Here is a 17,670-nt window from a genome sequence, read left to right on the forward strand (position 1 = left end):
CGACTGTATTCCTTGGGATACTGTCTGGCAAGTCATTTGCCAAACTGAAATCGATTGGTGCGACGACCGGCCATTGATGAACCGGTCGCCACTGAATCGTTCCAAGGAGGCTAAAGCACTGTCTTATCGATCGCTGCCAGGGGAATCCCAAGAGTCTGTGGGGCTTGGCGTCTTTGTCTGTCAGGCGTGAGGCAGCTGCCCCAGGGCGCTCAGTACCTCGGCTACGCTGGCAAATTGGCGGTCGACCTCGGGCAGCTCGGGACGCTTGAGCACCAGCACCGGTATGCCCCGCTCGCGGGCCACTTCCAGTTTGGGTTCGGTGGCGCTGCTGCCGCTGTTCTTGCTGATCAGCACGTCGATCTGCCGGCGCACGAACAGCGCCCGTTCGTCCTCGATCAGGAACGGCCCGCGGGCCCCGATCACTTCACAGCGCGGGTTGCCCGGGTAGGCGTCCAGGGCGCGTAGGGTCCAGAACTGGCCGGCCGGAATTTCTTCCAGATGCTGCAAGGGTTCGCGACCCAGAGTGAACAAGGGTCGCTTGAAGGGTTCCAGGGCCTGCACCAAGTGCGGCCAATCCGTGATCTCGCGCCAGTCATCCCCGGGCTGCGGTTGCCACGCCGGACGCCGCAAGGCCCAGCAGGCAATCCCGGTCAGTTGCGCGGCAGCCTGTGCATTGGCGCTGATCTGTGCCGCGTAAGGGTGGGTGGCATCCAGCAGCAGGCCGATGCGCTCTTCGCGGATAAAGCGTGCCAGCCCCTCGGCACCTCCATAGCCGCCGACTCGTACCTGGCAGTTCAGGTCGGTGGGCACCCGGCCTACTCCGGCCAGGCTGTAGATATGTGTTGGGCCCAGGGTGCGGGCAATGGCCAAGGCCTCGGTGACCCCGCCCAGCAGCAGGATACGGCTCATTGGAAACCTCCGGCGTGGCCGACGATGCCGCCTTGGCGGTCGATGGCAAAGACCTCAACCTGGACCTGGGGCGGCACCACGCTGCGGGCGAAATCCAGGGCGTGCTGGCATACCGCATCGCCCAGGGCGACCCCCGCGGCGCTGGCCATGGCCAGCGCCTGCTGGCTGGTATTGGCCTCGCGGATGGCCTGTTGCAGCGCCGGATCGGCACCCGCATCGGCGGCCCATTGCGCCAGTTGCGGCAGGTCGATACTGGAGTGGCGGCTGTGCAAGTCCATGTGCCCGGCGGCCAGCTTGCTGATCTTGCCGAAGCCGCCGCACAGGCTGAGTTTATCCACCGGTACTTTGCGCAAGTGCTTGAGCACCGCGCCGACGAAGTCGCCCATTTCGATCAGGGCGATTTCCGGTAACTGGTAGACCCGGCGCATGGTGTCTTCGCTGGCGTTGCCGGTGCAGGCGGCGATGTGCAGGTAGCCATTGGTCTTGGCCACGTCGATGCCTTGGTGAATCGAGGCGATGTAGGCGGCGCAGGAGAAGGGCCGGACAATGCCGCTGGTGCCCAGGATCGACAGCCCGCCAAGAATCCCCAGGCGCGGGTTCATGGTTTTCAGGGCCAGTTCCGCTCCGCCCTCGACGTTCACCGTGACCTCGAAACCGCCGGGGTAGGCCCGTTCCTCGGCGAGTCGTTGCAGGTGCTCGCCGATCATCCGGCGCGGTACGGGATTGATCGCCGGCTCGCCCACCGCCAGCACCAGGCCGGGGCGGGTCACGGTGCCGACACCCTGGCCGGCGACGAAGCGAATGCCCGGTTCAGGGGTCAGGCGCACCCGGGAGTACAGCAGGGCGCCGTGGGTCACGTCCGGATCGTCGCCGGCGTCCTTGATAGTGCCGGCTTCGGCGCCGTCGGCGGTGTGGCGGCAGAATTCCAGGCGCATCTGCACCTGCTTGCCCTTGGGCAGGATGATCTGCACCGCGTCGGCATTGCAGCCCTCGAGCAGCAGGCGCGCGGCGGCCAGGCTGGTGGCGGTGGCGCAGCTGCCGGTGGTCAGGCCACTGCGCAGGGGCGCGGGCTGTTCCGCTGTTTCTTCACGCATGCCCCAGCCCTCGCAGGGGCGAGCTTGCTCGCCAAGGGCGCACGTCGGTCTCTTGGGCGGACGTATTCGCGAGCAAGCCCGCACCTGCAAGGTTCACGGCAGGTCCCGGGGCTTGTGCAGGTCCAGCAGGGTGATCGGCAGGGCCTGGCGCCAGGTGTCGAACTCTCCCAGTGGCTGGGCCTGGGCGATGTGGATGCGGGTCAGCTCGCCGCCGTGGCGTTCTCGCCAGTCCATCAGGGTCATTTCGCTTTGCAGGGTCACGGCATTGGCCACCAGGCGCCCGCCGGGCTTGAGTTGTTCCCAGCAGGCCTGCAGCACGCCTTCGCGGGTCACGCCGCCACCGATGAAGATCGCATCCGGACGCTCCAGCCCGGCCAGTGCCTGGGGCGCGCGGCCGCGTATCAGTTGCAGCCCGGGCACGCCGAGTACCTCGCGGTTGTGTTCGATCAATTGCTGGCGGCCGTCGTCGGCCTCGATGGCCAGGGCGCGGCAGCTGGGGTGGGTACGCATCCACTCGATGCCGATGGAGCCGCTGCCGGCGCCCACGTCCCAGAGCAGCTCGCCGGGCACCGGTGCCAGGCGCGCCAGGGTCATGGCCCGCACGTCGCGCTTGGTCAACTGGCCGTCGTGGCGAAAGGCCGAGTCCGGCAGGCCGGCGAGCCGCGACAGGCGCGGGGTGCTGGCTTCGGCCAGGCATTCGATGGCCAGCAGGTTGAGGTCGGCGATTGCCGGGTCGGCCCAGTCATTGGCGGTGCCGTCGATGCGCCGCTCCAGGGGGCCGCCCAGGTGTTCCAGCACGCTGATCCGGCTCGGGCCGAAACCGCGCTCGCGCAGCAGGCCGGCGATGGCGGCCGGGCTGTGGCCGTCATTGCTCAGCACCAGCAGGCGTACCCCGCCGGACAGTTGGGCGCTGAGTGCGCTGATCGGCCGCGCGACCACAGAGAGCGTGATCACCTCCTGCAAAGGCCAGCCCAGGCGCGCAGCCGCCAGGGAATAGGACGAAGGGAAGGACAGTACCTGGATTTCCTCTGCGGGCAGCTGCCGCGCCAGGCTGGCGCCGACGCCGAACAGCATGGGGTCACCGCTGGCCAGGACGCAGACTGCAGCACCACGCTGGCTCAGCACCGGCTCCAGGGAAAACGGGCTGGGCCACAGCTGGCGCTGGCCACGGATGCAGGGTGGCAGCAGGTCCAGCTGGCGTTGGGCGCCGACGATCTTTGATGCGCCCAGCAGGGCATGCCGGGCATTTCTGCCCAGGCCCTTGAAGCCGTCTTCACCGATTCCCACTACTGTCAGCCAGGGCGACATCTCTATTCCTCGAACGCAAAACCTGTTGTTCCGACAGGCAGGCTTTTCATGCCTTCGGACAAAGCAGGCATAATACCGCGCCTTCGCTGACGAAGCGCTTTTCCCACACGGCCGGTCACCCCCTTGAACGAACGCTCGATGTCCACTGCCATCCGCCCCTCGGCCTGCCCGGGGTTGCTGCGCATCGTCCCGGCGCTGGACGGTGGCATCTGCCGGATCAAGCTGGCTGGCGGCGTCATCAGCGCGGAGCAGGCCGTGGCAGTGGCCGAGGCGGCGCAGGCTTACGCGGGGGGCGTGATCGAGGCCACCAACCGCGCCAACCTGCAGATTCGCGGCATCGGCCCGGAGCATCAGGCACTGATCGCCGCACTGCTGGCTGCCGGGCTTGGGCCGACTACTGCCGCCGGTGACGATGTGCGCAACCTGATGCTCAGCCCCTGCGCCGGGATCGATCGGCAGTGCTTGATGGATACCCGGCCCCTGGCCGCGCAGATCCTCGACACCTTGCAGGGCCATCCGCGCTTTCACCAACTGTCGGCCAAGTTCGCCGTACAGCTCGACGGTGGCGAAGCCCTGGCCATGCTCGAACATCACCATGACCTGTGGCTGTCGGCCCTTGAGCGCGACGGCCAGGGGCTGCTGGCGTTCGGGCTGGCTGGCTGCCCGGTGGATGAACCCCTGGCGGCGGTGGCGCAGGACCAGGGCCACGAGCTGCTGGTGGCCGTGCTGGAGCTGTTTCTCGACCTGGCGCGGCCGGAACAGACGCGCATGCGTCACCTGCTGATGGACATGTCGCGGGAGGATTTCCTCGCTCAACTGGAGCCCCGCCTGAGCCGGCCGCTGTTGAATATCGGTGGCTGGCGGCGTCAGGCCAGTGTCGCTGGACTGCATATCGGTACTTATCCACAGGCTGCGCCCGGGCAGGTTTATGTTGGCGCGGGCACGCCCCTGGGGCGGCTCGATCCGGCCATGCTCAAGGGCGCGGCGCAATTGGCCCGACAGTACGGTGACGCCAGCCTGCGCCTGACCCCCTGGCAGAGCCTGCTGCTGCCCTCGATCGCCGCGGCGGATGCGCCGGCGGCCACTGCCGCCCTGGAGCAACTGGGCCTACTGTGCAGCCCGCAACAGGCCTTGGCTCACTTGATTGCCTGCACCGGTTCCAGTGGTTGCGGCAAGGCCCTGGCCGACACCAAAAGCGACGCCCTGCAACTGGCAGGGCTGCTCCAGCGCCATGGTCGCCAACTGGATGTGCACCTGTCCGCCTGCCCGCGTTCCTGCGCCGCCGCTCATGTGGCGCCGGCCACCCTGCTGGCGGTGGCCCCAGGGCGCTATGACTTGTATTTGCGCGATGCAGCGCAGCCGGGTTTCGGCACGCTGCACGCACGCAACCTTTCTATTGAAGCGGCAGAGGCATTGCTCGATGCCCGCCCACGGAGCAACCTTGATGCTTGATTACATCCGCGACGGTCAGGAGATCTATCGCAACTCCTTCGCGATCATTCGCGAAGAAGCCCGGCTGGAGCGCATTCCCGCCGACCTGGAGAAACTCGCCGTGCGGGTGATCCATGCCTGCGGCATGGTCGAGGCCGTCGACGGCCTGCAGTTTTCCGAGGGCGCCGGCAAGGCCGGGCGCGATGCCCTGGCGGCCGGTGCGCCGATTCTCTGCGATGCGCGCATGGTTTCCGAGGGTATTACCCGGGCCCGCTTGCCGGCCAACAACCAGGTGATCTGCACCCTGCGCGACGACAGCGTGCCAGAGCTGGCTCGGGAGCTGGGCAACACCCGTTCCGCTGCGGCCCTGGAACTGTGGCGCCCGCACCTGGAAGGCAGCGTGGTGGTGATCGGCAACGCGCCCACCGCTTTGTTCTACCTGCTGGAAATGCTCGATGCGGGCGCGCCGAAACCGGCGCTGATCCTCGGCTTCCCAGTGGGCTTTGTCGGCGCCGCCGAATCCAAGGCGATGCTCGCCGCCGACAGCCGCGGGGTGCCCTTCGTGATCATGCAGGGCCGCCTGGGCGGCAGCGCCATGGCGGCGGCTGCGGTCAATGCCCTGGCCACGGAGGTCGAATGATGCAGCAGCCCGGACGTTTGATCGGCCTTGGCGTGGGCCCCGGTGATCCGGAACTGATTACCGTCAAAGCCCTGCGCCTGCTGCGCGAATCACCGGTGGTGGCCTACTTCGTGGCCAAGGGCAAGAAGGGCAACGCCTTCGGCATCATCGAAGGGCACCTGCAACAGGCCCAGACCCTGTTGCCCCTGGTGTACCCGGTCACCACCGAAGTGCTGCCGGCACCGCTGTCCTACGAACAAGTGATCAGCGACTTCTACGACAGCGCCAGCGAGGAGCTGGCGCAGCACCTGGACGCCGGCCGCGACGTGGCGGTGATCTGCGAAGGCGACCCGTTCTTCTACGGCTCCTACATGTACCTGCACGACCGGTTGGCCGAGCGTTACCAGGCCGAAGTGGTGCCGGGGGTGTGCTCGATGCTGGGCGGCGCTTCGGTGCTGGGCGCGCCCCTGGTGTATCGCAACCAGAGCCTGTCGGTGCTTTCCGGGGTGCTGCCCCATGAGGAACTCAAGCGTCGCCTGGCGGACGCCGATGCGGCGGTGGTGATGAAGCTGGGGCGCAACTTCCCCAAGGTGCGCCAGGTCCTGGAAGAACTGGGGCTGGCGCGGCGTGCGCTGTACGTCGAGCGCGCCACCATGGCCAACCAGAAGATCGTGCCGCTGGATGACGTGGAGCCGATGTCCTCGCCGTACTTCTCGCTGATCATCGTTCCCGGCGAAAGGTGGCAAGGCTGATGGCCCGTTCAACTCCGGCCATCGTCATCCTTGGCCAAGGCAGCCTCGACACCGCGCGGCAGATCCAGCGGCTGTATCCCGACTCGTTGATCCACGGTCTGGCGGAACGGGTCGAAGGCGCCGACCGGGTCTACCACGAATTCGGCGCGACCCTGCGCCAGCTCTATCAACAGGACACGCCGATCATCGCCCTGTGTGCGGCCGGCATCGTGATCCGCACCCTGGCGCCGCTGCTGCTGGAAAAAGGCGCCGAACCGCCGGTTCTGGCCGTGGCCGAAGACGGCAGCGCCGTGGTGCCGCTGCTGGGCGGCCTTGGCGGGGTCAATGGCATGGCCCGGGAAATTGCCGCGGGGCTCGGAGTCGCGGCCGCCATCACCACCAGCGGTGAACTGCGCTTCGGCACCTGCCTGCTCAACCCGCCCAGTGGCTATGCTCTGGGTGACCTGGAGCTGGGCAAGCGGTTCGTCTCCGACCTGCTGGGTGGCGAAAGCGTGCGCATCGAAGGCGCAGCACCCTGGCTGGCCGCAGCGAAGCTGCCCGAGGATGATCAGGCCCGCCTGACCATCCGGGTCGGTTCAGCCGAGCGCGAGCCCGTGGCCAATGAACTGTTGATCTACCCCCGCAGCGTGCTGGTTGCCTGCCGTGGGCAGCGACTGGCCGGCGAAGCTGATAGCGACCTGGCCACCCACATCCGCCAGGCTTTGCATCAGGCGCGCATCGCGGTGCAGTCGGTGGCGTGCCTGCTGGCCGCTGACCGCGACATGGCCGACCGTGCCCTGCACCAGGCAGCGGCGCAACTGGGCGTACCGTTGCGTTTCCTGCCGGCCGCCGACAGTGTCGCCGAACTGGCGCAACAGGCCGTGCCGCAATTGCTGCCGCCGCTGAAGGTCGGCGAGGACATCGCCATTGCTGTGGCCAGCCAGCCCCTGGACCCGGAGCAGATTGGCCGCCCCCGTGGGCGCCTTGCCGTGATCGGCCTCGGCCCTGGCGCCGCCGAGCTGATGGTGCCGGCAGTGAAAGCCGAACTGGCCCGGGCCAACGACATTCTCGGTTATGAAACCTACGTGCGCATGGCCGGTCCGTTTCGCGCCGACCAGGTGATGCACTGCACCGATAACCGCGAAGAGATGCAGCGCGCCCGTCACGCCTTCGAGCTGGCGGCCCAGGGCCGTTCGGTGGTGGTGGTGTCGTCCGGCGACCCGGGAGTATTCGCCATGGCCGCGGCGGTGCTCGAAGCCCTGCACGAATCCAGCGACCCGGCCTGGCACAGCGTCGATCTGGAGATCCTCCCGGGCGTCTCCGCCTCCCTGGCCACCGCAGCCCAGGCCGGTGCACCCCTGGGCCATGATTTCTGTGTGCTGTCGCTGTCGGACAACCTCAAGCCCTGGGACATCATCGAGAAGCGCCTGGACCTCGCCTCCCAGGCGGATCTGGCCCTGGCCTTCTACAACCCGATTTCCCGCTCGCGGCCCTGGCAACTGGGCCGGGCCCTGGAGATCGTGCGCCAGCACCGTACGCCGCAAACCCCTGTGGTGTTGGGGCGCGACATTGGCCGCCCGGGCCAGACCCTGCGGGTCATCACCCTGGGCGAGCTGACCCCGGAGCAGGTGGACATGCGCACCATGGTGTTGGTGGGCTCCTCCACCACCTGCGTCTTCCCCCGGGCGGAAGGTGGCGAGTGGGTCTACACGCCGCGTTGGTACGGCAATAAACCCCTGTAGGAGCCGGCTTGCCGGCGAAGGCGTCGTTCAGGGCCGTGCAAGGTTCAAGGGCCTCTTCGCCGGCAAGCCGGCTCCTACGAGTCGCTGGGTTCGGCGGTCAGCAGCCAGGTGATGAATTCGAAGAAGCCGGCCCATCTGGCGGGGATGCGGCCGGCGACGAAAGCTTCCCAGTCGCCCAGGTCGAAATCCCAGACGCCGCCGCTGTCCTTGTCCAGCAAGTAGCCGCCTTCGCCTTGCAATGAGGTGAAGGCCACAAAGTTCTCTGGCAGCTCCCAGACCTCATGGATGAACTCGGTGCCCATGCGAACTTCCTCGCCGGGCCCGGCAATGTCGAGGAGCACTTCGTCGCTGGCGCGGCTGCTGAAATCGGCGGGGTGGCAGGCCAGGTAGATCTGCGCGAACTCGCTGTCCGGGGCAATGCCCAGGGCTTCCAGCGCCAGGGTGACCTCGGCGTTTTCAGGAAGCGGGCGGTAGCGGGGCTGGGCTTCGATCAGGGCAATCAGTGGCGCTGGAATCATGCCGGGTACTCGGTGGCGCGTGGCCATTTGTCCAGCGGCAGATGGTTCATGTCGCGGGTGAATTGTTCCCGGGCCTGGCCCAGGGTTTTATGGTTCGGCCCACTCGGCACATCCAGCGCTTCGCTGCCGTCGTCTTCCCAGTGGCACAGGTCGCAGATCTCGTATTCGCCTCGTGCGCCCAGGGTCAGGTAGCCGCAGCAGGGGCAGGCCTCCAGGCACTCGATGTTCGCGCTGACGGTGTAGTCACCCAGCCCGGCTTCACGCAGGCAGCGCCTCAGGTACAGGTGGCTGACGCCGCGATATTCGGCGCGCAGGGCGATCAGCAGCAGCGCGTCGTAGCGTGGGTCTTGCACCTCTTGCGGGGGCTCCGGTTGGGTCAGGATCTGTTGTTGCAGGCTGGGTGCAAGTGCCGCGAATTCAAGGTCGTCGCTGTCTATTCCCCACCAGTTCAGGAGGTGGGAGAAGCGCGCGGCGGCGTCCAGGCCGGGCAACCTGTGGCGGCTCAGAAGGTCGATGGCTGCGTTGGCGGTGAGTTTTTCCATGGGGGCTCGGCTTTTCGAGGGGGCGGTTCAGGGCCAGGTCAGGATCAATTGGTCAGGGCGCTGAATGGGTATTCGTACGCTGACCCCGGAGGTCGATTCGCCATGGAGGTACTGGTCCTGGATCTCTACCCGGTAGAAGGGGTTGGTGTCGCGCAGGGCAATCAGCCAGATCAGTGCATCCGAGCCTTTTTCCTGCAAGGCCAGGAAGCCATCGCCGCCGTAGCCTGCCGTCTCCCCACCCCGGGCATAGAACGACTGTGGACCGTCGGTGCACAAGCCCAGGGTGGTGACGAAGTCAGGCTCATCCTGTTGGGGATAGTCCAGGGCCGGCATCCAGACGTTGTTGATCAGCCGGGGATGTTCATAGGGCAGGTCGAACAGGCAGTAGAACCCGCTGCCGAGGACCAGGGTGTTTTCCCGAGGGAAACACCCGGCCTGCCATTGTTCCTGAATGAAAGCGGCATCGGCGCTGTAGGGCATTGGGTGGTTCCTGCTCCTGCTGGAAGGGGGGCTACAGGTTCGAGACCTGGCGAAAACCGGAGTTGTAGGCGCATTGCCCGGCGTACTCGGGGCGTGCATCACAGGCCTTGAGGCAACCCTGGACGCCCTTGGGAAAGCGCGCCTCCACCGACATCGCGAAACCGTAGGTCGGCGTCGTCACCGCAAAGCTGCTGTTGCAGGCCACTTGCGTGCTGTAGGTGAAGGTCATGGCCTCGCGCCGGCCGTTGTGGGCGAAGGCCACCTCGAAGCTGTCGAGGCTGTTCCAGCCCGACAGCGGCAGCACTACAAAACGGTAGCGGGTGCTGTCCAGGCGTTGGCCGATGACCCGCAGGTTCTTGCTCGATGAGTCGGCCTTGGGCGAAGGGTAGGGCAGGGCCAGCAGCGCCCGCGGGTCACCCACCACGCCCAGTTCGAAGCCGATACCTTTTTGGTAGAAGGGTATCTCCAGGGCCGGTGCGCCCTCGATCTTCACGTACTGGCTGGATGCATAGGGGCCGCGGGTTTCAGGCTTGTAGTCCGGCGCTTTGGCGAAGCTGACTTCAAGCTCCAGCACCGCGTCTGAGGCCTTGGCGTGCTCGGTGCGTATATCGCTGGGTTGCTCGCTGCCATGGCTGGCGCAACCGGCCAGCACCATGGCCGTAGTCAGTTGCAGCAGCTGTCGGGCGGGCCATGGACGTAGAACGGTCATCACTCAATGCTCCTTCTTCAGCGGGCTGGAGTTCAGGCCCAGCCCCTTGAGCTGCCAGCTTCCCTGCACCTGCTGCCAGCTGAACTGGCGGCCGACCCAGTCCACCTGCAAGGCGTGATGCAGGCGGCTCTGGTCAATGCGCCGGCCTTCGTCCAGGGCCTTTCGCGCGCGGTCGCCGGCTTGGTTGAACAGGGGCCAGAGCTGGCTCAGGTTCAGCTCCTTGCTGATCGGCAACTGGGCATACACGCCCTGTTCCGCCGAACTGAGCAGCAGCCCTTCCTTGCCGAGGAACGCAGCACTGCTGTTGTCCGGCGACACCGACACCAGCATGGCGTAGTGGGAGAACCCCCAGCCGGGCAGCCGCTCGTCGAACCACAGCACTTGCCCGGTGGAGGGCACCAGGGCCCGCGCGCCCTCGGGAAACAGCAGCAGGTCGCTGCGTCCGGGTTGCGGCTGGCCCCAGTCGGGTTCGCTCTTGCTCTTGACCGGGCTGAGGACGCGGGCCAGGGGCGTGTCGTTCTGCACGGCGATCAGTACCGTGCCGACGCCCATCCATTCGATGGTGGTGGCCAGCAGTACCGGTTGCCCGCCCCGGGTCGCCCCGGTGGGTTTTACCTCGGTGATCTGCCAGGCGTTCAGCGGCCGATAGAGCTGGCCCTTGTAGGTGATTTCCCGGGGGCTGCTGCCGTCCCGACGGTGGTACACCTTGAAGTCGCCAAAGCGCTCAATGGATTCACTGGTCTTGTTCAGCCAGGCCTCGAGCTTGGCCTGGGGCGATTCGCCAGCCAGTGCCGGGAGGGGCATGAGCAGGAGCCCGGCCAGCAGGCAGGCCAGGCCGCGCCCGATCTGCGCAAGGCACAGGGCGCGCGCGGCGGCGGGGCCCGTGCCAGTGGGTCGTTGAAGAGTCTGCATTCCGTTGCCTGTCGCTTGATGGGAGGGTGGCCGGGGCCCTAAGGGACCAGGTAGCCCCTGACCCCGGTGAAGATGATCTGCGCCGCCAGGGCGCAGACGAACAGTCCCATCAACCGGCTGACGATCTGCAAGCCCTGGTCGCCGAGGATGCGTTCGATGCGGTTGGACAGGTACAGCACCACCCCCACGGTGAGGCTGGCCAGGGCGATGCTGAGGATGGCGGTGAGCTTGTCGTCCCAGTGCGGCTGGCTGACGCCCATCACCAGCAGGGCGCCGATGGTGCCCGGGCCCACGGTCAGGGGAATGGTCAGCGGGACTATGGTCACGTCCTGCTGCACGTTGTCGGTCTGCACCGCCGATTTGCCCTGGGCCATGCCCAGGGCAGAGATGAACAGCACGCTGCCGGCGCCGATGCGGAAAGCGTCCACGGTGATGCCGAACACGCCGAAGATCACCCGGCCGAACAGGTACAGCAGGATGCTGGAGACCAGGGTCGCCAGGGCCACTTTCCAGGCCAGGCGCCGGCGCTCCTTGAGCGAATAGCCGCGGGTCAGGCTGATGAAGCACGAGAGCACGAAGAAGGGGCTGTAGAGCACCAGCATCTTCAGGTAAACGCTGAACAGCACGTGGAGCATGGTGGGAGCTCACGACTAAAGGAGGGCGAGCGAGAGTTTAACAGGCGCCGCAGAGCCTGTCGGCTCAACTGGTGTGCGCGGTGCTGCGCTCGCGCAGGTCGCGCTGGGTCACCCAGTGTTCCACCAGTTCCCGCAGTTGCGAGAGCTCCACGGGCTTGGCCATGTGCCCGTCCATGCCGGCCTGGCGCGCGCGCTCCTTGTGCTCGGCGAGGATGTGCGCGGTGAGCGCCACTACCGGGGTGCGTACCCGCTGGTTGCCGACTTCCCAGGCGCGCAGTTGCTGGGTGGCGGAGAAGCCGTCGAGCACCGGCATTTCGCAATCCATCAGTACCAGGTCGTAGCGGTTGGCTTTCATTGCCTGCAAGGCTTCCTCGCCGTTGCTGGCGGTATCGGGCTGCAGGTTGAGCTTGCCGAGCATGCCGCGGATGACCTTGGTGGAAATGCTGTTGTCCTCGGCCACCAGGATGCGGAAGTCGCTGGGCACGGTGACTGGCGCCGGGGCTTGGGCAGCGTGCGCCGGCTGGTTGTAGGGGGCGGCGGGGGCCTTGTCGCGCTGATTGAGTTCGTCCGCCAGGGTGGTCTTGAGGGTGTAGCCGGCCACTGGCTTGGCGAGGATGCGCTTGATCCCGGCATTACGTGCAATCACCTTGCTCGGCGCATTGCTGATGCCGGTGAGCATGATCAGCAGAATGTCGTGGTTCAGGCTCGGGTCTTCCTTGATCTTCGCCGCCAGTTGCATGCCGGTCATGCCGGGCATGTTCTGGTCCAGCAATACCACGTCGAAGTAGTCCCGCAGGTGCGCCTTGGTGCGTAGCAGGGCCAGGGCTTCCTTGCCCGATGGTACGGCGCTGACGTTCAGGCCCCAGGCACTGCACTGCTGTACCAGCACCTTGCGGCAGGTGTCGTTGTCGTCCACCACCAGTACCCGCGCGCCCTGCAGGGGGCCGTCGAGGTCGGCGGTCGGATGTTCCAGGCGCTCGGCATCCAGGGGCAGGGTCAGCCACAGGGTGCTGCCCTGGTTGGTGCCGCTCTTGATGCCGAACTCGCCATGCATCAGCAGGATCAGTTGACGGGCGATCACCAGCCCCAGGTTGCCCCCCAGGCGGGTGGTGGCGAGGAAGTTCTTGCTGTGCAGCTCGGTGTGCAGCAGGGCTTCGCGCTCTTCGGCCTCCATCGGCTGGCCGCTGTCCTGCACGGCGATGCGCAAGCGCGGTTTGCTGCTGCGCTCGTCGAGGGCGACGACGATCAGCACTTCGCCTTCATCGGTCTTTTTCAGGGCATTTTCCAACAGGCTCAGCAGGGCCTGGCGCAGGCGTGTCGGGTCACCGCTGATGACCCGTGGCACCTGGGGCTGGATGAAACTGATCAGCTCGACGTTCTGCTGTTCGGCCTTGGCCCGGAAGATGCTCAGGCAGTCTTCGATCAGGGCGTTGAGGTCGAACTGCACATCGTCCAGTTCGATCTGCCCGGACTCCAGCTTGGAGATGTCGAGGATCTCGTTGATCAGGGTCAGCAGCTCGTTGCCGGCACTGTGGATGGTCTGCACGTAATCGCGCTGCTTGACCGACAGCGGGGTGCCCAGCAGCAGCTCGGTCATGCCCAGCACGCCGTTCATCGGGGTGCGGATCTCGTGGCTGATCTTGGCCAGGAACTCGGCCTTGGCATTGACCTCGGCGGTGCTGGCGGCCAGGTCGCGGCTGACGCTGAAGCGGTTCTCGGTGATGTTGCGCTGGCGCTCGCCCAGGGCAATGCTCATCAGCAGCCCGGCGATGCACACCACGCTCAAGAGGGTGACGATCAGGCCTTGCGGGGCTACCAGGGTCAGCCCCAGCAGGGCCGGCAGGATCACCAGGGTGCCGAGGTTGAAGATCACCATGGCGGCGACGAACAGGCGCGCCGGGCGATAGCCCTTGTGCCAGTGATAGCCGCCGACGAACAGCATGCTCAGGCCGGCCAGGGCCACCAGACCGTAGGTGATGATGTTCAGAGGCAGGGTATCGACGAACAGCAGCAACAGGCCGAACAGGCTGATCAGCAGGATGTTGCCCAGCAGCAGGCGGTTCAGTGGATGGGCGCCCAGGGGGGCGAAAAAGCGGTAGGCGAACATCATCCCGCAGGGCGCGGTCAGCAGCAGGGCGATATAGGCCCCCGGCGTCTGCAGGGCTTCCCAGGCCGGGAGCCAGGGCCCGAACAGGTTCAGCAGCATCAGCAGGCTGAGGGTCAGCAGCCCTTCGCAGGCTGCCAGCCACAGGCTGCTGCGCGAACGGGTGTAGGCGAAGCGGGTGAGGTTGTGCAGGATCAGCATCGCCAGGCAGCCGAAGAGCAGGCCGTAGATAAGCGTCTGGCTCTGGTCGGCCGCACCCATCACCGCCGATTGCAGGGTGATGAAGGGGCGCAGCTCGTGTTCGGACACCAGGCGTACATAGACGTCCAGTGGCTTGGCGCTTTGCGGCAGCGGCAGCATGAAGTCGCTGCTGGGCAGGGGCTTTTGCGCCTGCGACTGGCCGGAGCCGGTGTTCACTTGCTCGATCAGCTTGTCGCCTTCGAGCACGTAGAGGTTCAGGTGGGACAGGTCGGGGGCGAAGATCCGCAGGATCTGCTCATGGGTTCCCGGTTGCAGCTTGAAGCGTAGCCACAGGGCGCCATCGGGCTCGGCTGCGGTGAGCTTGTCCAGCTCGATCGGGCTGAACTGGTTGGTGTAGCGCGGGGAGCGGATGTCACTGAGCTGCAGGTCGGCCTGTTCGTCGAGCAAAACCGCCCAGCCACTGCCTTGAGCGGCCAGGGCCGGGTTCAAGCAGAGCAGGGTCAGCAAGGTGACGGTGAAGCCTAGGGCAATCCTGAGCCAGCGCACGGCGAAATCCCTTCGTTGGTTGATGCCTGATTATAACTATGCGCGGCGTAATGACCGCACGGCAAGGGCGTGTGCCCTTGCCGGGGTCAACGACAGCCTTACTCCTGGCCGCGCTCGCGGGCAATGGCGCGGTAGCCGATGTCCTTGCGGTAGAAGCAGCCCTGCCAGTCGATCTCGGCCGCCAGGCGGTAGGCCTGTTGCTGAGCCGCGTCGACGCTGTCACCCATGGCGGTAGCGCACAGTACCCGGCCGCCGGAGGTCACGACCTGGCCATCCTTGAGTGCGGTACCGGCGTGGAACACCTTGCCTTCCAGTGCTGCCGCGGCGTCCAGGCCAGTGATGGCTGCGCCCTTGGCGTAGTCACCAGGATAGCCGCCTGCCGCCAGAACGATACCCAGGCTCGGGCGTGGGTCCCACTGCGCTTCGACCTTGTCCAGGGCCTGGGCCAGGGCGGCTTCCACCAGCAGCACCAGGCTCGATTGCAGGCGCAGCATCACCGGTTGGGTTTCCGGGTCGCCGAAGCGGCAGTTGAACTCGATGACTTTCGGGTTGCCGGCCTTGTCGATCATCAGCCCGGCATAGAGGAAGCCGGTGTAGACGTTGCCTTCCTCGGCCATGCCGCGCACGGTGGGCCAGATCACCAGATCCATCACCCGCTGGTGCACTTCTGAAGTGACCACCGGTGCCGGGGAGTAGGCGCCCATGCCACCGGTATTGGGGCCAGTGTCGCCGTCGCCGACGCGCTTGTGGTCCTGGCTGGTGGCCATGGGCAGCACGTTCTTGCCGTCGACCATGACGATAAAGCTGGCTTCCTCGCCGTCGAGGAACTCCTCGATCACCACGCGGGAACCGGCGTCGCCGAAGGCATTGCCGGCCAGCATGTCGCGCACCGCTTCCTCGGCTTCGGCCAGGGTCATGGCCACGATCACGCCTTTGCCGGCGGCCAGGCCGTCGGCCTTGATCACGATCGGGGCGCCTTTTTCACGCAGGTAAGCCAGGGCCGGCTCGATCTCGGTGAAGTTCTGATAGTCGGCAGTAGGGATCTTGTGGCGGGCGAGGAAATCCTTGGTGAAGGCTTTCGAACCTTCCAGCTGCGCAGCACCGGCCGTCGGGCCGAAGCAGTCCAGGCCACGGGAGCGGAACAGGTCGACCACGCCAGCCACCAGCGGCACTTCCGGGCCGACGATGGTCAGGGACACATTCTTCTCGGCAAAGTCTGCAAGCTGCTCCAGGGCCAGGACGTCGATGGCGACGTTCTCGCACTTGGCCTCGATGGCGGTGCCGGCGTTGCCTGGGGCGACGAACACTTTCTGAACCCGTGGGTCCTGAGCGACTTTCCAGGCCAGAGCGTGTTCACGACCGCCGCTACCAATGATCAGTACATTCATTTCAAAAACCTCGGATGACGCTAATTCTGTTTTGGAACCTGAAGAGCTGGATGCCTCAGGAGGTTGCAATGACAGTGGTAGATGCAAGGCGGAGCCCACCTCGATGAGCGCAGTTGCCTGTTGGCAATGAGCATCATCGAGGTGGGCTCCAACGCAGCAGATGCCGGTGTCAGTGCGACCGTTGTCGTATCAGTGACGGAAGTGGCGCATGCCGGTGAACACCATGGCAATGCCCGCTTCGTCGGCAGCGGCAATCACTTCGTTGTCACGCATCGAGCCGCCGGGCTGGATCACTGCGGTGATGCCGACCTTGGCGGCGTTGTCCAGGCCGTCGCGGAACGGGAAGAACGCATCGGAGGCCATGACCGAACCGGCGACTTGCAAGCCGGCGTGCTCGGCCTTGATGGCGGCGATTCTCGCGGAGTTCACTCGGCTCATCTGGCCGGCGCCGACACCGATGGTCTGGCGGTTCTTGGCGTAGACGATGGCGTTGGACTTGACGTACTTGGCGACTTTCCAGGCGAAGATCAGGTCGTTGATCTCTTGCTCGGTCGGGGCGCGCTTGGTCACGACTTTCAGGTCATCGGCACTGATCATGCCGATGTCGCGGCTCTGCACCAGCAGGCCGCCGTTGACGCGCTTGTAATCCCAGGCCGCAGCGCGCTCAGCCGACCACTGGCCGCAGGCCAGCAGGCGCACGTTGGCCTTGGCAGCGACAATGGCGCGGGCTTCTTCGCTGACGCTCGGGGCAATGATCACTTCGACGAACTGACGCTCGACGATGGCCTTGGCGGTGGCTGCATCCAGCTCGCGGTTGAAGGCGATGATGCCGCCGAAGGCCGATTCGGTGTCGGTGGCGTAGGCCAGTTCGTACGCCTGGCGGATACCGCCTTCAGCGTCCGGGCTGACCGCCACGCCGCACGGGTTGGCGTGCTTGACGATGACGCAGGCCGGCTTGACGAAGCTCTTCACGCATTCCAGCGCGGCGTCGGTGTCGGCCACGTTGTTGTAGGACAGCTCTTTGCCTTGCAGTTGGGTCGCGGTGGCGATGCCGACTTCAGCAGGTTTGGCCTCAACGTAGAACGCCGCGCTCTGGTGCGGGTTCTCGCCGTAGCGCATTTCCTGGGCCTTGATGAATTGGCTGTTGAAGGTGCGCGGGAATTCGCTGCGACCTTCTGTGCCGAGGGTTTCGGCGGCCTGGTTCACGGTGCCCATGTAGTTGGCGATCATGCCGTCGTACGCAGCGGTGTGTTCGAAGGCCTTGAGCATCAGGTCGAAGCGCTGGGCGTAAGTCAGGCCACCGGCCTTGAGGCTTTCCAGGACGCCGGCGTAGTCGCTGGCATTGACCACGATGGCCACGTCCTTATGGTTCTTGGCCGCCGAGCGGACCATGGTCGGGCCGCCGATGTCGATGTTCTCGATGGCGGTCGGCAGGTCGCAGCCCGGCTTGTTGATGGTGGCTTCGAACGGGTAGAGGTTGACCGCGACCAGGTCGATCGGCTTGATCCCGTGCTCGTTCATGATGGCGTCGTCAATGCCGCGACGGCCGAGGATACCGCCGTGGATTTTCGGGTGCAGGGTCTTCACCCGGCCATCCATCATTTCCGCGAAACCGGTGTAATCCGCGACTTCCACTGCGGACACGCCGTTGTCCTGCAGCAGTTTGAAGGTCCCGCCGGTGGAGAGGATCTCCACACCAAGGGCTTCCAGCTCCTTGGCGAATTCGAGGATCCCGGTCTTGTCGGAAACACTGATCAAGGCGCGGCGGATCGGCAGGCGGGTAGTCTGGTCGGTCATCTCA

General features: G+C 65.9%; 16 protein-coding genes. 4 read left to right on the plus strand and 12 right to left on the minus strand.

All coding sequences use genetic code 11. The annotated features are described in order from the left end of the window. Window positions 1–180 precede the first annotated feature (180 nt). From ABCR88_RS03335 to ABCR88_RS03345, 3 genes are all read right to left on the minus strand, one after another. Complete coding sequence (locus ABCR88_RS03335; RefSeq protein WP_183000715.1) at window positions 181–909, minus strand: cobalt-precorrin-6A reductase; 729 nt, start codon at window positions 907–909, stop codon at window positions 181–183. After that, window positions 906–2,003, minus strand: coding sequence for a cobalt-precorrin-5B (C(1))-methyltransferase (locus ABCR88_RS03340; protein ID WP_236185697.1), 1,098 nt, complete (start codon window positions 2,001–2,003; stop codon window positions 906–908). Before ABCR88_RS03340 ends, ABCR88_RS03335 begins: the two co-directional genes overlap by 4 nt. Before the next feature lie 93 nt (window positions 2,004–2,096). Next, window positions 2,097–3,311, minus strand: coding sequence for a bifunctional cobalt-precorrin-7 (C(5))-methyltransferase/cobalt-precorrin-6B (C(15))-methyltransferase (locus ABCR88_RS03345; protein WP_011059024.1), 1,215 nt, complete (start codon window positions 3,309–3,311; stop codon window positions 2,097–2,099). Window positions 3,312–3,449: 138 nt separating this feature from the next. Between ABCR88_RS03345 and cobG the strand changes: the two genes are divergently transcribed. From cobG to cobJ, 4 genes are read left to right on the plus strand one after another with little or no spacing between them, the layout of a single operon-like run. Next, window positions 3,450–4,763 (plus strand): precorrin-3B synthase, encoded by a 1,314-nt coding sequence (cobG, locus tag ABCR88_RS03350; protein ID WP_041115692.1) that lies wholly within the window; start codon window positions 3,450–3,452, stop codon window positions 4,761–4,763. Continuing rightward, window positions 4,756–5,382, plus strand: a complete 627-nt coding sequence (locus ABCR88_RS03355; RefSeq protein ID WP_053148848.1) for a precorrin-8X methylmutase — start codon at window positions 4,756–4,758, stop codon at window positions 5,380–5,382. Before cobG ends, ABCR88_RS03355 begins: the two co-directional genes overlap by 8 nt. After that, entirely contained in the window at window positions 5,382–6,113 is a 732-nt protein-coding gene (locus tag ABCR88_RS03360; RefSeq protein ID WP_015633986.1) for a precorrin-2 C(20)-methyltransferase, read from the plus strand. The genes ABCR88_RS03355 and ABCR88_RS03360 overlap by 1 nt, the downstream gene beginning before the upstream one ends. Further along, complete coding sequence (gene cobJ / locus ABCR88_RS03365) at window positions 6,113–7,834, plus strand: precorrin-3B C(17)-methyltransferase (RefSeq protein ID WP_047283740.1); 1,722 nt, start codon at window positions 6,113–6,115, stop codon at window positions 7,832–7,834. The genes ABCR88_RS03360 and cobJ overlap by 1 nt, the downstream gene beginning before the upstream one ends. Window positions 7,835–7,908: 74 nt before the next feature. Here the strand turns inward: cobJ and ABCR88_RS03370 are convergent, their stop codons facing one another. The 9 genes from ABCR88_RS03370 to purH form a co-directional block, all read right to left on the minus strand. After that, complete coding sequence (locus ABCR88_RS03370; protein WP_337154711.1) at window positions 7,909–8,352, minus strand: SMI1/KNR4 family protein; 444 nt, start codon at window positions 8,350–8,352, stop codon at window positions 7,909–7,911. Beyond that, window positions 8,349–8,894 carry a CPCC family cysteine-rich protein gene (locus tag ABCR88_RS03375; protein ID WP_041115700.1) on the minus strand — a complete coding sequence of 182 codons (546 nt, stop codon included), beginning with the start codon at window positions 8,892–8,894 and terminating at the stop codon, window positions 8,349–8,351. Before ABCR88_RS03375 ends, ABCR88_RS03370 begins: the two co-directional genes overlap by 4 nt. Before the next feature lie 27 nt (window positions 8,895–8,921). Next, window positions 8,922–9,374 carry a hypothetical protein gene (locus tag ABCR88_RS03380; protein WP_350404117.1) on the minus strand — a complete coding sequence of 151 codons (453 nt, stop codon included), beginning with the start codon at window positions 9,372–9,374 and terminating at the stop codon, window positions 8,922–8,924. A 31-nt stretch (window positions 9,375–9,405) separates the two neighbouring features. Beyond that, window positions 9,406–10,083 carry a hypothetical protein gene (locus tag ABCR88_RS03385; RefSeq protein WP_011059031.1) on the minus strand — a complete coding sequence of 226 codons (678 nt, stop codon included), beginning with the start codon at window positions 10,081–10,083 and terminating at the stop codon, window positions 9,406–9,408. A 3-nt stretch (window positions 10,084–10,086) separates the two neighbouring features. Then, window positions 10,087–10,995 carry a hypothetical protein gene (locus ABCR88_RS03390; protein WP_350404118.1) on the minus strand — a complete coding sequence of 303 codons (909 nt, stop codon included), beginning with the start codon at window positions 10,993–10,995 and terminating at the stop codon, window positions 10,087–10,089. A gap of 38 nt (window positions 10,996–11,033) precedes the next feature. Further along, window positions 11,034–11,630: a MarC family protein gene (locus tag ABCR88_RS03395; protein WP_011059033.1), complete on the minus strand. Its 597-nt coding sequence runs from the start codon at window positions 11,628–11,630 to the stop codon at window positions 11,034–11,036. A 64-nt stretch (window positions 11,631–11,694) separates the two neighbouring features. Next, the gene (locus ABCR88_RS03400; protein WP_041115707.1) at window positions 11,695–14,481 is read right to left on the minus strand and encodes a hybrid sensor histidine kinase/response regulator; all 2,787 of its coding nucleotides are present in this window, start codon (window positions 14,479–14,481) and stop codon (window positions 11,695–11,697) included. A gap of 98 nt (window positions 14,482–14,579) precedes the next feature. Further along, window positions 14,580–15,869 (minus strand): phosphoribosylamine--glycine ligase, encoded by a 1,290-nt coding sequence (gene purD, locus ABCR88_RS03405; protein ID WP_041115709.1) that lies wholly within the window; start codon window positions 15,867–15,869, stop codon window positions 14,580–14,582. Window positions 15,870–16,058: 189 nt separating this feature from the next. Beyond that, entirely contained in the window at window positions 16,059–17,666 is a 1,608-nt protein-coding gene (purH, locus tag ABCR88_RS03410; protein ID WP_350404119.1) for a bifunctional phosphoribosylaminoimidazolecarboxamide formyltransferase/IMP cyclohydrolase, read from the minus strand. Window positions 17,667–17,670 lie beyond the last annotated feature (4 nt).

It is taken from the genome of Pseudomonas sp. W17 (assembly GCF_040268305.1).
GTDB lineage: Bacteria > Pseudomonadota > Gammaproteobacteria > Pseudomonadales > Pseudomonadaceae > Aquipseudomonas > Aquipseudomonas protegens.

What these genes read in the sequence shown, in the direction of transcription:
- ABCR88_RS03380 (WP_350404117.1), bottom strand. Translation starts at nt 9,374, where the DNA reads ATGCCCTACAGCGCCGATGCCGCTTTCATTCAGGAACAATGGCAGGCC.
- ABCR88_RS03335 (WP_183000715.1), bottom strand. Translation starts at nt 909, where the DNA reads ATGAGCCGTATCCTGCTGCTGGGCGGGGTCACCGAGGCCTTGGCCATT.
- ABCR88_RS03395 (WP_011059033.1), bottom strand. Translation starts at nt 11,630, where the DNA reads ATGCTCCACGTGCTGTTCAGCGTTTACCTGAAGATGCTGGTGCTCTAC.
- ABCR88_RS03390 (WP_350404118.1), bottom strand. Translation starts at nt 10,995, where the DNA reads ATGCAGACTCTTCAACGACCCACTGGCACGGGCCCCGCCGCCGCGCGC.
- ABCR88_RS03370 (WP_337154711.1), bottom strand. Translation starts at nt 8,352, where the DNA reads ATGATTCCAGCGCCACTGATTGCCCTGATCGAAGCCCAGCCCCGCTAC.
- cobJ (WP_047283740.1), top strand. Translation starts at nt 6,113, where the DNA reads ATGGCCCGTTCAACTCCGGCCATCGTCATCCTTGGCCAAGGCAGCCTC.
- purH (WP_350404119.1), bottom strand. Translation starts at nt 17,666, where the DNA reads ATGACCGACCAGACTACCCGCCTGCCGATCCGCCGCGCCTTGATCAGT.
- ABCR88_RS03375 (WP_041115700.1), bottom strand. Translation starts at nt 8,894, where the DNA reads ATGGAAAAACTCACCGCCAACGCAGCCATCGACCTTCTGAGCCGCCAC.
- purD (WP_041115709.1), bottom strand. Translation starts at nt 15,869, where the DNA reads ATGAATGTACTGATCATTGGTAGCGGCGGTCGTGAACACGCTCTGGCC.
- cobG (WP_041115692.1), top strand. Translation starts at nt 3,450, where the DNA reads ATGTCCACTGCCATCCGCCCCTCGGCCTGCCCGGGGTTGCTGCGCATC.
- ABCR88_RS03385 (WP_011059031.1), bottom strand. Translation starts at nt 10,083, where the DNA reads ATGACCGTTCTACGTCCATGGCCCGCCCGACAGCTGCTGCAACTGACT.
- ABCR88_RS03355 (WP_053148848.1), top strand. Translation starts at nt 4,756, where the DNA reads ATGCTTGATTACATCCGCGACGGTCAGGAGATCTATCGCAACTCCTTC.
- ABCR88_RS03340 (WP_236185697.1), bottom strand. Translation starts at nt 2,003, where the DNA reads ATGCGTGAAGAAACAGCGGAACAGCCCGCGCCCCTGCGCAGTGGCCTG.
- ABCR88_RS03345 (WP_011059024.1), bottom strand. Translation starts at nt 3,311, where the DNA reads ATGTCGCCCTGGCTGACAGTAGTGGGAATCGGTGAAGACGGCTTCAAG.
- ABCR88_RS03360 (WP_015633986.1), top strand. Translation starts at nt 5,382, where the DNA reads ATGCAGCAGCCCGGACGTTTGATCGGCCTTGGCGTGGGCCCCGGTGAT.